The sequence below is a fragment of the Streptomyces sp. NPDC001219 genome (genome assembly GCF_053597915.1).
The window spans coordinates 1-13,281 of record NZ_JBSFJF010000016.1; the positions used below are offsets into that span (position 1 = coordinate 1).

Here is a 13,281-nt window from a genome sequence, read left to right on the forward strand (position 1 = left end):
TGCGTCTGGCACGCACGCTCGCTGCGTTGTCGGGTTCGCCCCGATACACCCAGTATCGGGGCGACCCTCCGCCTTGCGATCGCACGCGCCAGACGCCGCGGGGCCGCCCTTCGGGCGAACGACGGGAGTTTGACGACAGGTCCTAGCGCGGGAACAGGCCGGGGGACCGGCCCCGGCAGCCGGCTTCCCGTCAGGTGTCGCAGTCCAGCAGCGTCCTGCACAGTCCGCAGCGCGCCTGGAGCCGGCCGCGGACCGGTACCCGGACGCGCTGGTGGCAGGCGGGGCAGGGGAACGACACCCGCAGCGGCGACGGGCCCTCGAAGGCGTAGCCCTCACCGGAGGCGGGCGGCCGGTCCGTGCGCCGCGGGGCCTGCGCCGCCCGGCGGTCCTTGGCGTAGCGCAGCCGGGCGGCCCACCCGGCCCCGGCCAGCGGCGGCCGGCGCAGGTCCTGGCGGGCCCGCGCGGCGCCCGCCGTGTACGCGTCGTACGCCTGCGGGCTGGTGAACCACGGCGCCGGGTCCTCCCCGAAGAACCGGGCCCGCTTGGCGAGGACATAGCCGAACTCCTCCGGCGTCAGATAGCCCAGCTTCTGCGAGAACGGGCCGTGCTCCCGGTAGGCGTCCAGCAGCAGCCAGCCCGCGCCGAGATAGGCGGCGGCCGTGTCGGTGAGGATCTCGTTGTCGCGGGTGCCGGGGAACGCCAGGTCCAGACGGTGCAGCGCGACATGCGTCACCTCGTGGGCCAGCGCGGCGCCGATGTCCTTGCGGTGCCCGCGGAAGCGGTCGTTGAGCTCGATGAAGTACTCCGGGCCCGCGGTGAGTTCGACGTTCGCGGCGTGCTCCATCTCGCGGAAGGAGATCACCGCCCGCGCGTCCGGCAGGTGCAGATGCCGGATGAGGGCGCCCGCCACCCGCTGGGCGCCCAGATGCAGGTCCTCGGTCTCGTCGAAGGCCACGTCGACCGGCGGCACGCTGGTGCCGAAGGTGCTCACCGTGTCGTACGAGAGGCGCTTGAACAGGGCGTGGACGGCCGCACGCACCGTGTCGAGGTGGGGGTAGCCGTGCTCGACGGCCCGGTCGCCGGTGGTCACCCGGCCACTGTAGGGGAGGCCGGGAAAGTCCGGTATGAGCTGTACGGGCGTGGCGCGTACGGGAGTTGGCCGGATGCGCACCCTTGTCACCCTGATCGCGCAGTCCACATAATCACAGAGCGCTGTACGGACTCATCCCCCACTGGGTCCGGACGCCTCACGGTGTGCTGTCGTTTCGCGTGCGGTCTGCGACGGTCACGTCCGGGCTCCGGTGTTGGCATGGGCTCGTCATCGACGTGCAACCCCCCACGAAAGGAAGCCCGTTGCGCAGCTACCGGAAGCACCTCAAGAGAGCCACTGCCCTCGGCGCGGTCGCCCTGGCCGCCTTCAGCCTCCAGCCCGGCTCGGCCTCGGCCGCCCCCTCCTCCGAACCATCCACCAAGGTCGTCGGCGGCACCAAGGCCGACCAGGGTGAATTCCCCTTCATGGTCCGGCTGTCGATGGGCTGCGGCGGCGCCCTCTACGCCAAGGACATCGTGCTCACCGCGGCGCACTGCGTCGACGGCAGCGGCGACAACACCTCCATCACCGCCACCGCCGGCGTGGTCGACCTGGAGGACTCCGCCGCCGTCAAGGTCAAGTCCACCAAGGTCCTGCAGGCCCCCGGCTACAACGGCAAGGGCAAGGACTGGGCGCTGGTCAAGCTCGCCAAGCCGATGGACCAGCCCACCCTGAAGATCGCCGAGGACGACAAGCTCAACAAAGGCGACTTCACCATCGCCGGCTGGGGCGCCGACAAGGAAGGCGGCGACCAGCAGCGCTACCTCCTCAAGGCGACCGTGCCGTTCATCGACGACGCCGCCTGCCAGAAGGCCTACGGCGACCAGCTGACCCCCGGTGACGAGATCTGCGCCGGCAAGCTCGACACCGGCGGCGTCGACACCTGCCAGGGCGACTCCGGTGGCCCGATGTTCCGCAAGGACGACGCCGGCCAGTGGCTCCAGGTCGGCATCGTCTCCTGGGGCGAAGGCTGCGCCCGCCCCGGCAAGCCCGGTGTCTACAGCGAGGTGAGCACCTTCGCCAAGGACATCAAGAAGGCCGCGGGCGAACTGGGCTGACCGCCCACCCGCACACCGAGGGCCCGGGGAGCGCTCCCCGGGCCCTTCGCCGCCCCGGAGGCCCGGGCCCTTGGTCCCATCGCGGCAGGGACCTCGGTCCGTCCACCCCGGGACCAAACGCCCGCTCCCGGCCGGGTCTTGTGCCGCCACCGATGACCCAACGGCCCCTGGGCGGCCCCGCACGGGCTGCCTAGCGTGAACGGCATGACCCCCGAGCCCCGCCGCCGTCCCCCGGCGCCCGACCGCGACCGCCGCACCACGATCTGCGCCGCACTGCTCCTCGCCGCCTCCGCCGCGGCCCTCGCCTATGTCCTGCTCGGCGGTCATCACGACCTCGTCGAGTCACCGGACGATGCCCCCTCGAACGCGGCCCGGGGCTGAGGCCTCCCGCATCGCCCACCGAGGGCCCGCCGGGCCGGCCCACGCGGCCCCCGCGCGCCCGTGGCGGGTCCCGCGTATGAGCACCCTGCCCCGATTCCCGGCGGACCTGCCGCGGCACCGCGTCGTGTCCGGGACGGCACTGGCGGTGCTCCTGCTGCTCCTCGCCGGGCTGGAGGCCGCGGCGATGACCCGTCAGCCCGTCCGGCCCCATGTGATCATGGCGGCCACCGCCGCCGTGGTCTGCCTGTGCGCGGTGCCCTGGGCCCGCGTCCCGCTGACCGTCCGGGCCGGCGCCGCGGCCGTGCTCTCCCTGACCGGGTCGGCGCTGCTGATCGCCGGACCGCACCCGCCGCAGGTATGGGGCCTGGGCGAGGGCCTCGCCCTGCTCCTGCTGCTCGCCGGCGTGGTCCGCGGGGCACCCGGCCGCACCGCCGCCGTCCTCAGTCCGCTGCTGGGCCTGGCCTGTGTGCTCACCCCGCTGCGGGACCTCCACGCGGGCCTCTTCACCGTCGTCCAGGCGGTGCTCACGGTGGTCGTCACCGCCTACTCGCTGACCCTGCGCCGGCAGGACGCCCAGCGGCTGCGCGACCTCGCGGCGGTCCGGGCCGCCGAACGCCTGGAACTGGCGCGGGAACTCCACGACCTGGTCGCCCACCACGTCACCGGCATCGTCGTCCAGGCCCGCGCCGCCCGCTGCACCGCCCTCGACGGACCGCCGGCCGCCGTCACCTTCGAACGGATCGAGACCGCCGGCAGCGAGGCACTGGGCGCGATGCGCCGGCTGGTGCGGGTCCTGCGCGAGGACGGCGCACCGTCCCACCCGCTCGCCGGGCTCGCCGAGGTTTGGGCGATGACCGACGCCTTCGCCCGCACCGGCCCGCCCGTCGTCCTCGCCCTCGAAAGCGCCGCGGCACAGGCGCTGCCGGCCGAGGTCGCCGCCGCCGTCCACCGCATCGTGCGCGAGGCACTCACCAACGTCCGCAAGCACGCGGCGGACGCCTCGGCGGTACGGATCGGCCTGCGGTCCGTGGCCCGCGGCGTGGAACTGCGCGTCGCCAACGACGGCGGCGCCCCCGCCCGCCTCTCCGAACAGGCCCGCGGCGGAGGCTTCGGCCTCGCCGGACTCACCGAACGGGCCGAGGCGATGGGCGGCCGGCTCACCGCGGGCCCGGCGGCCGAGGGCGGCTGGGAACTCACCGCCGTCCTGCCCCTCGACGGCGGGGCCACCGCCTGAGCCGCCCGTTCCCGCCCGCGCACATCTGTCCAACACCTGCCCCTCCTTTGTCCATGGGCGCACGGCCCGCACGGCAGCACGCTGTGCGCCGACAGGCAGTGCCGGCACCAAGGAGGACCGCGCGCGTGAACGAACAGCCAGCCGCCCCGTCCGGGCCCAGCCGCCGGAAGGTCGTCGCCGCCACCGCGCTCGCCGGGGCCGCCGGCGCCCTCCCGCTCGGCACCCGCCCCGCCGGCGCCGCACCCCGCAGGACGGAGGCGGTCCTGCGGTCCGACGCGCTGGAGGTCCGCGTCGACACCGCCTTCCCCCGCATCGTCTCCTACACCGACCGCGGCACCGGCGCCGTCCTGCACGGCCAGGACACCCCCGTCACCCGCCTCCTCATCGACGGCACCCCCCACACCCCCCGCGTCACCCACCGCGCCCGCGCCGACCGCGCCACCTACACCCTCGCCCTCGACGGCGGCACCACGATCACCGTCGAGATCGCGGTCCGGGACCACCGCACCACCTGGCGGGTCACCGACATCACCGACACCCCGGCACTGCGCGTCGGCACCCTGGAGATCCCCGGCCTCGCCCTGCTCGGCGTCCGCAGCGACCAGCCCGGCGCCACCCTGCTGGCCGCCCGCATCGACCTCGACAAGGCCGCCAGCGGCGACACCCTGGTGGAGGTCACCGACACCACCCCCGCCGAGGCCACCCCCACCGGATGCGCCTACGCCGTCGTCGCCACCGGCCACCTCGCCGCCGGCATCGAGACCAACACCTGTCACGACCACCCCGCCGGCGCCACCACCTGGGAGAACGGCCGGCTGTGGCGGCAGACCACCCGGCACGACGGCCATGTCACGGCGCGGCTGGGCTGCGGCCAGTGGACCCACCGGGCCGCCGGCCAGAGTGTGGACGCCACCGACCCGCTGCCGTACGCGACCGTCATCGTCACCCGCGACCGCAACGGCGACGGCACCGCCGACTGGCAGGACGGCGCCATCGCGCTGCGCGACATCATGGCGATGCCGCTCGGCGCCGACGAACAGCATCTGCGGGTCGTCCCGCACATCCCGTTCAACTTCGCCAGCCAGGCCACCAACCCGTTCCTCGCCACCCTCGACAACGTCAAACGCATCGCGCTGGCCACCGACGGGCTGCGGCAGTTCACCCTCCTCAAGGGCTACCAGTCCGAGGGCCACGACTCCGCCCACCCCGACTACGGCGGCAACTACAACGAACGGGCCGGCGGCCTCAGCGACCTCAACACCCTGCTGCGCGCCGGAAAGACATGGCACAGCGACTTCGCGGTGCACGTCAACGCCACCGAGTCCTACCCCGTCGCACACGCCTTCTCCGAGGAACTCGTCGACATCCACGACAAGCAGTGGGACTGGCTCGACCAGTCCTACCGCATCGACGCCCGCCGCGACCTGGTCTCCGGCGACATCGCCCGCCGCTTCGCCCGGCTGCGCGCGGAGACCGACCCCGCGCTGAACACCCTCTACCTCGACGTCTTCCGCGAATCCGGCTGGAACTCCGACCGGCTCCAGCGCCACCTCCGCGACCAGGGCTGGCAGATCACCACCGAATGGGGCCACGGCCTGGAGCGCTCCGCCCTGTGGTCGCACTGGGCGAACGAGACCGACTACGGGCCCGACACCTCCCGCGGCATCAACTCCCGGCTGATCCGCTTCCTGCGCCACCACCACAAGGATGTCTTCGCCGACAAGTGGCCCACCCTGCTCGGCAACCCCCGGATGGGCAACTTCGAGGGCTGGACCGGCAAGAACGACTGGCCCGCCTTCCACACCCTCATCTGGACCGACGCCCTGCCCGCCAAATACCTCCAGGCGTACCCGATCAGGACCTGGGGCGCCCACGAGATCACCTTCGAGGGCCCCACCCACACCTCCGTCAGCGACGCCGGCGGCACCCGCACGATCACCACCGACGGCCGCGTCGTCTACGACGACGGCACCTACCTGCTCCCCTGGGAGCCCCGCCGCGCCACCGACCCGGACAAGCTCTACCACTACAACCCCCGGGGCGGCACGACCCGTTGGGCACTGCCCCGCGGCTGGGCGGCGGACCGCGCCGTCTACGCCTACCGGCTCACCGACCAGGGCCGCACCCAGGAAACCCGGGTCCCTGTCAGCGGCGGCCGCATCACCCTCACCGCCCGGCCCGGCGTGGCCTACGCCGTCCACCGCACCAAGGCCCCCGCCCAGGGCGACCCCCACTGGGGCGAGGGCACCCCGCTGACCGACCCCGGCTTCCACTCCGGCACCCTCGACGGCCGACAGGCCACCGGCCCGGCCACCGTCCAGCTCAGCGAACGGGGCGACTACGAGCTGGTCATCGGCGCCGGCGCGGCCGCCGCCGTCGCCCAGAGACTCGCCCGGCTCGCCCCCGGCACCTACGCCGCCTCGGTACAGGTCGAGGTCGGCGCCACGGCGGGGGAGCGGCGCCGGGCCGCCCTGGAGATCCGCACCGCCGACGGCCGCACCGCCGTCAACTGGACCGACACCTCCACCGCCGGCAACTACGTCGCCGCCGACCGCAAGTCCGGCACCCGCTTCCAGCGCCTCTTCACCCCCTTCACGGTCCCCGAGGGCGGCGGCCCGGTCACCCTCACCCTGACCGCGGCGCCCGGCCGGGCCCGCGTCCGCTTCGACAACCTGCGGGTCGTCCCCGCCCGGCCCACCACCAGGAAAGGCGCCCTGGCCCACGAGGACTTCGAGCACGTTCCCCAGGGCTGGGGCGTCTTCGTCAAGGGCGACGCCGGCGGCAGCACCGACCCCCGCACCCACATCGCCCAGCGGCACGCCCCGTTCACCCGGCGCGGCTGGAACGGCAAGGCCATCGACGACGTCCTCGACGGCGGCCAGTCCCTCAAGTCGCGCGGCGAGAACACCGGCCTCGTCTACCGCACGGTCCCGCACACCGTCCGCTTCACCCCCGGCCGCCGTTACCGCGTCACCTTCCGCTACGCGAACGAGAAGGCCGCCCAGTACGCCTGGGTCACCGCCGTCGACACACCCGCACCCCGCGAACTCACCCGCACCCCCCTCCCCGTCGCGAACCGGCCCGCCACCCACACCTACGAGTTCACCGCGCCCGACGACGGCGAGGCATGGGTGGGGCTGCGGAAGGTGGGCGACGACGGGACCGCGGAGTTCGTCCTCGACACCTTCGAGGTCCGCGAGGTGTGACGGCCGCAGGGAGGCCGGCCGGTCACCGGCCGCCGTGAGGCGCCCGGAGCGCGCCACCGGCCCCGGCACCCGGCCAAGGGCCCGCCCCGCCCTCAGCGCCCCGTCGCACAGGGATACAGCCCGGGCGCCCCCGCCCCTTCCCCCACCGCGGCCGGGGCGCCCTCCCACTCCCACACCAGCAGCTCGTTGACGCCCGTACGCAGCACCGGGCCCGGCACATACAGCGTGCGCTGCGGCCCCTCGTCCCAATAGCACCCCAGACAGAACCCGTTGATCCAGGCGAAGCCGTGCCGCCACCCCGGCAGCACGAGACCGGCGTCCCCCGGCCGCCCGGACACCGTCACCGTCCCCCGGTACAGCCCCGCGCCGCCCCCGGCCGCCGTCACCGCCCGGAACGGCACCCGCGCCAGCGCCCCGGCCTCCTCCAGCGCGTCCAGCCGCAGCCCCCGCGACCGCACCCCGTGCAGATACTGCCGCTCGTGCAGCAGCCCGCCCACGATCCCCTTGGACTCGCCCAGCCGCGGCCCGTAGTTGACCCGCCCCAACGACCCCACCCACACCTCCACCGACGCCGGCCCCGCCACCTCGCCGAGCACCGCGTCCTCGGTGTCCACCACGCCCCGCGGCTCCCCGTCGACGTACACCACCCCCCGGTCCCGCAGCCCCCGCACCCGCAGCGGATACCGGCCCCGCGGCCCCGGCACCGCCACCCGGTAGCGCACCACCCCCCGGTCCACGCCCAGTTCCTCGAACGTCGCCGGACCACCCCCCACCACCTCCGCGCCCCCCAGCGCCGCCAGCACGTCCTTCGCGGGAGCCCACTCCCCGACCACCGCCCGCGCCGGAGCCGCCAGCACGGGCAGCGGCTCCGGCACCGGGGGCAGCGGCCCGTCCGCGTAACCGGCGAGCACCTCCCGGAACCGCCAGAACTTCTCCGTCGGCCGCCCCCACTCATCCACCGGCGCCCCGTAGTCGTACGAGGTGACCGTCGGCCGCAGCGCCCCGTCCTGCAGCTCACCCGCGCGGTTCGCCCCCGCCCAGCCGCCGAAACTCGTCCCGCCGTGCGCCATGTAGACATTGACCGACGCACCGCACTCCAGGATCTCCCGCAGCGCCGCCGCCGCGTCCTCCGGAGCACGCGGCGCCTCCTCCCGCCCCCAGTGCGCGAACCAGCCGCACCAGAACTCCATGCACATCAACGGCCCGTCCGGCCGGCGCCCGCGCAGCGCCGCGAACGCCTCCCGGGCGCCCGACCCGAAGTTGACGGTGGCGAGCACACCGGGCACCGACCCACCGCTCAGCATGTGCTCCTCCGGCCCGTCCGACGTACACAGCGGCACCCGCACCCCCAGCCCGCGCAGCCGCTCCACCAGGTGCGCCAGATAGCAGGCCTCGCTGCCGTACGAGCCGTACTCGTTCTCCACCTGCACCATGACCACCGGCCCGCCCTCCGGACCACCCGGCCCCGCGCCGCACTGCCGCGCCACCACCTGCGGCAACAGCCTCCCGAACCACGCGTCCACGGCCCGCAGATACGCCGCGTCCCGAGTCCGCACCCGCCGCCCCAGCGGCCCCGTCAGCCACTCCGGCAGCCCGCCGTTCTCCCACTCCGCGCAGATGTACGGCCCCGGCCGGACGATCGCCCACAGCCCCGCCGCCCCGGCCGCGTCCAGGAACCGCCCCAGCGCCTCCGGGTCCCGGAACTCACCCGGCCGCGGCTCGTGCAGATTCCACGGCACATACGTCTCCACACAGTTCAGGCCCATCGCCCGCAGCATCGCCAGCCGGTGACCCCACTGCGCCTCGTGCACCCGGAAGTAGTGCAGGGCCCCCGACAGCAGCCGCACCGGCCGCCCGTCCAGCACGAAGTCCCGCTCACCCACCTCGAACCGCGCCACGCCACCCCGCCCTTGGTCGTCGCAGCGCGCCACCGGCCGGGCGCCCACGGTCACCGGTCACCCTCGCCCTCTGGCGGTGTGACGGTCCATGGACAAAGATCGGCCGTGATTGGACGGTTCGACGAGCGGTACGCCGACGTACGGAGCGACGGGAGGCCGGGCGTGTACCACACCTGGATGCGGTACTTCACTCCGAACGCGGCCCACCACCGGCTCGGCCTGGTGTGCCTCGGCGTCGGCCTCCAGCACGGCACCCTCCCCACGGTCGGCCCCCGCACCCTCGACCACCACGTCGCCCTCGTCATCAGCGCGGGCCGCGGCTGGTTCACAGCCCCTGACGGCCGGCGCCACCCGGTCACCGCCCCCGCGCTGATGTGGCTCCTGCCGGGCGTACCGCACCACTACGGCGCCGACCCCGAGACCGGCTGGGACGAGAGCTTCGTCGACTTCACCGGGCCCGCCGCCGCGGCCTACACCGAACTCGGCTACATCGAGCCGGACCGCCCCCTCGTACCGCTCGCGGACACCGGCCCCGCGCGCACCGCCATCGGACGGATCGCGCGGGCCGCCCGCCGCGGCAACCCCCTCCTGGAGGTGGAGACCTCCGCCGCCGTCCACGAACTGTTGGTCGCGCTGCGCCGCGCCCGCGCCGACACCGACGCCGACGGCGACCCCGTCCTCCAGGCCCTCGCCCGCGACGCCTTCCTCCCCCTCTCCGTCGCCGAACACGCCGCCCGGCACGGCATGACCCCCGCCGAACTCCGCACCGCCGTCCGCCGCGGCGCCGGCTGCAGCCCGAAGGACTACCTGCTCGGCATCCGCCTGGGCCGCGCCAAGGAACTGCTCGTGGGCACCGAACTCCCGGTCGCCGCGGTGGCCCGGCGCGTCGGCTACGACGACCCCGCCTACTTCAGCCGCCTCTTCACCCGCCGCGTCGGCACCGCCCCCGTCCGCTTCCGCGACCGCCAGGTCCACAACGTCCCCGGCGGCTGGTCCACCCAGATCCCGGACCCGAACGACCCACCCCTGGTCAACGGCCGGCTGGGCTGACCCTGGGGGGCCGGTGGCTGGCACCGCTTCGCCTACGGGCTGTGGGTGGTGGGTCGGAGGGGACGCCCGGTAAGCCGTCCTCGGCGCGGGCGATGCTGGTCCCAGAGGTTCTTCGCCCCGTTGTTCGCTCCGGGTCCTGCGGGCGGCTCACCGGACATCCCCTCCGACCGCCGTTCGTACGCGGCTGTCCCGCCGTACCGATCACCGTTACGGCACGGCGTACGGCATCCCCTTGGCAGGGATCTGGTTGGCCTCGCAGCTTGGGCGGCGGGTGCGGTGGGGCTGTGAGGCGCGGTGTCACCGTCCGGCGGTCGGCAACGGGGGACGGTCGGAGGGGATGTACCGGGGCCCGCCCGCAGGACCGGAGCGAACGTCGGGGTACTCAATTGCTCGGAGCCGCGTCGCCCGCGCCGAGGACGGGTCCCGGTGCGTCCCCTCCGACCCCCGCGGCAACCACAAGCCCCGCAAAACCCCAGCCCCCGCCGGGCCCGCACACAACCCCGACACAGCGACCAGATCGCGCCCCAAAGGGGCGCGGGGAACTGCGCGCCCAGCCACAACCCACCCGCAGCCCAAGCAACGGCCCCCAAACCCCCGTGCACCGCCCGCAGCCCGTACGGCAGCATGGCACCATGCCCCAACTGCAGCGCGACGAGGCGCAGACCCGAGCCCGACAGATCGACGTGCACCGCTACGAGATCGCCCTCGACCTCACCCAGGGCGAGGAGCGCTTCGGCTCCCGTACGGTCATCCACTTCACCGCGCGTACCGGCGGCGACACCTTCGTCGAGCTCAAGCCCGCCGAGCTGCACTCCGCCACCCTCGACGGCAGCCCCCTCGACCCCGCGGCCCTCGACGACAACCGGTTCCCGCTCACCGGCCTCACCCCCGGCGCCCACGAACTGCGCCTGGACGCCACGATGCGCTACTCCCGCACCGGCGAGGGCATGCACCGCTTCACCGACCCCGCCGACGGCGAGAGCTACGTCTACACCCAGCTGTTCCTGGACGACGTCCAGCGCGTCTTCGGCGCCTTCGACCAGCCGGACCTGAAGGCCGAGTTCGCGGTCACCGTCCAGGCGCCCGAGGACTGGACGGTCCTCGCCAACGGCGTCACCGAGCACCTGGGGGAGGGCCGCTGGCAGGCCGCGCCCACGCCCCTCATCTCCACCTACCTCGTCGCCGTCGCCGCAGGCCCCTGGCACTCCGTCCGCACCGAGCACGCCGGCCTCCCCTTCGGCATCCACTGCCGCCGCTCCCTCGCGCCCCACCTGGACGCCGACGCGGACGAGATCCTCGACCTCACCCGCCGCTGCTTCGACCGCTACCACGAGATCTTCGCGGAGCCCTACCCCTTCGACTCCTACGACCAGGCCTTCGTCCCGGAGTTCAACGCCGGCGCCATGGAGAACCCCGGCCTGGTCACCTTCCGCGACGAGTTCGTCTACCGCTCCGCCGTCACCGACACCGAACGCCAGACCCGCGGCGTCGTGATCGCCCACGAGATGGCCCACATGTGGTTCGGGGACCTGGTCACCCTCCAGTGGTGGGACGACATCTGGCTGAACGAGTCCTTCGCCGAGTACATGGGCTACCAGGTCCTGGCCGAAGCCACCCGCTTCACCGACACCTGGACCGACTTCGCCGTCGCCCGCAAGGGCTGGGGCTACGACGCCGACCAGCGGCCCTCCACCCACCCCGTCGCCCCCACCCCCGAGGACGTCCCCGACACCGCCTCCGCGCTCCTCAACTTCGACGGCATCTCCTACGCCAAGGGCGCCTCCGCACTGCGCCAACTCGTCGCCTGGATGGGGGAGAAGGACTTCCTCACCGGCATCAACGAGCACTTCGCCCGGCACCGCTTCGGCAACGCCACCCTCGCCGACTTCCTCGACTCCCTCGCCCGCGCCACCGACCGCGACGTCCACGCCTGGGCCGCCAGCTGGCTGCGCACCACCGGAGTCGACACCCTCACCCCCGTCGTACGGGAGGCCGCGGACGGCAACTGGAGCGTCTCCGTCGAACAGACCGGCAGCGACGACGGCACCCGCCCCCACCGGCTCACCCTCGGGCTCTACGACCACGACCCCACCACCCCGGGCCGCCTCGTGCCCCGCGAACCGCTGTCCTGGGACGTGCCCGAAACCGGCGCCCACCAGGACACCGGCGGCCGCCCCGCCCTGCTCCTCCTCAACGACCAGGACCTGACCTACGCCAAGGTCCGCGTCGACCCCGTCTCCTGGGACACCGCCCTCGGCGCCCTCTCCGGCCTGCCCGACCCGCTGACCCGCGCCGTCGTCTGGAACGCCGCCCGCGACATGGTCCGCGACGGCGAACTCGCCCCCACCGCCTACCTGGACGCCGCCCGCGCCCACCTCCCGCACGAGACCGACCTCGCCCTCGTCCAGGGCGTCCTCGCCTTCGCCCGCACCGAGATCGCCGACCGCTACCTCCCGCCCACCGAACGCCACGCCGCCCTCACCACCCTCACCGCCCTCAGCCGCGACATACTCCGCCGCACCGAAGGCCCCGAGCACGGCGCCGAAGCCGGACTGCGGCTCACCGCCGTACGCGCCTTCATCGACAGCGCCACCAGCCCCGAAGGCCTCCAGGACTGGCTCGACGACGGCAGCGTCCCCGGCGGCCCCCGCCTCGACCCCGAACTCCGCTGGCGCATCCTCCGCCGGCTCACCACCCTCGGCGCCGGCCCCCTCGGTGAACTCCGCTCCGCCATCGACGCCGAACTCGCCCGCGACCCCAGCGCCACCGGCCGCGAGGGCGCCGCCCGCTGCCGCGCGGCCCTCCCCGACCCGGACGCCAAACAGGCCGCCTGGGACGCCCTGTTCACCACCGACGCCACGGCCGCCCTCTCCAACTACCTCTTCACCGCCACCGCCACCGGCTTCTGGGCCCCCGAACAGCACGACCTGCTCCGCCCCTACGTCGACCGGTACTTCACCGACGTCCCCGCCCTCGCCGCCGCCCGCGGCCCCGCCCTCGCCGCGGCCGCCGGCCGCTACGCCTTCCCCGCCACCGCCGTCGAGGACCACACCCGCCGCCTCGCCGAGGACTGCCTCGCCACCGGCGACCCGGTCCCCGCCCTGCGCCGCAGGCTCGTGGACCAACTCGACGACCTGCGACGGGCGTTGCGGGTACGCGCCGCGGCCGGCGGCGCCTGACCCGGAACCCGGCACACGGGTGCCGCCGGACCGGCGGCCGGCGGCACCCGAACACCAGCGGTACACCCGTCCCACTTACGGGTGGTATGACCGCGACCAGTGGAAACGCGCCCTGCGGGGAAAGTAATTTGGGGCCGCTTGAGGGCCCGGCCGCACCGGACCACGGCCCGAACTCCCCTGACAGA

Annotated in this window: 8 protein-coding genes; 6 read left to right on the forward strand and 2 right to left on the reverse strand. The window is 74.2% G+C overall.

Annotated elements, in window-relative coordinates; translation table 11 throughout:
* Positions 1-190: 190 nt before the first annotated feature.
* Complete coding sequence (locus ACWC9R_RS12925) at positions 191-1,090, reverse strand: hypothetical protein (RefSeq protein WP_450731118.1); 900 nt, start codon at positions 1,088-1,090, stop codon at positions 191-193.
* 263 nt (positions 1,091-1,353) lie between these two features.
* Here ACWC9R_RS12925 and ACWC9R_RS12930 point away from each other — a divergent pair, with 263 nt between their 5' ends.
* From ACWC9R_RS12930 to ACWC9R_RS12945, 4 genes are all read left to right on the forward strand, one after another.
* Positions 1,354-2,148, forward strand: a complete 795-nt coding sequence (locus tag ACWC9R_RS12930) for a S1 family peptidase (RefSeq protein ID WP_450731120.1) — start codon at positions 1,354-1,356, stop codon at positions 2,146-2,148.
* A gap of 204 nt (positions 2,149-2,352) precedes the next feature.
* A complete protein-coding gene (locus ACWC9R_RS12935) occupies positions 2,353-2,529 on the forward strand; it encodes a hypothetical protein (protein ID WP_362610325.1) in 177 nt (58 codons plus the stop codon).
* Positions 2,530-2,605: 76 nt separating this feature from the next.
* Positions 2,606-3,763: a sensor histidine kinase gene (locus tag ACWC9R_RS12940; protein ID WP_450731122.1), complete on the forward strand. Its 1,158-nt coding sequence runs from the start codon at positions 2,606-2,608 to the stop codon at positions 3,761-3,763.
* Positions 3,764-3,888: 125 nt separating this feature from the next.
* On the forward strand, positions 3,889-6,969 hold the full coding sequence (locus tag ACWC9R_RS12945) for an endo-alpha-N-acetylgalactosaminidase family protein (RefSeq protein WP_450731124.1): 3,081 nt from the start codon (positions 3,889-3,891) through the stop codon (positions 6,967-6,969).
* Positions 6,970-7,061: 92 nt separating this feature from the next.
* On the opposite strand, the gene ACWC9R_RS12950 is transcribed toward ACWC9R_RS12945, so the two are convergent.
* Complete coding sequence (locus ACWC9R_RS12950) at positions 7,062-8,867, reverse strand: beta-galactosidase (RefSeq protein ID WP_450731126.1); 1,806 nt, start codon at positions 8,865-8,867, stop codon at positions 7,062-7,064.
* Positions 8,868-9,029: 162 nt separating this feature from the next.
* On the opposite strand from ACWC9R_RS12950, the gene ACWC9R_RS12955 reads away from it, so the two are divergent.
* Positions 9,030-9,917, forward strand: coding sequence for a helix-turn-helix domain-containing protein (locus ACWC9R_RS12955; protein ID WP_450731279.1), 888 nt, complete (start codon positions 9,030-9,032; stop codon positions 9,915-9,917).
* Between the two features lie 632 nt (positions 9,918-10,549).
* Positions 10,550-13,096: an aminopeptidase N gene (pepN, locus tag ACWC9R_RS12960; protein ID WP_450731128.1), complete on the forward strand. Its 2,547-nt coding sequence runs from the start codon at positions 10,550-10,552 to the stop codon at positions 13,094-13,096.
* Positions 13,097-13,281: the final 185 nt, after the last annotated feature.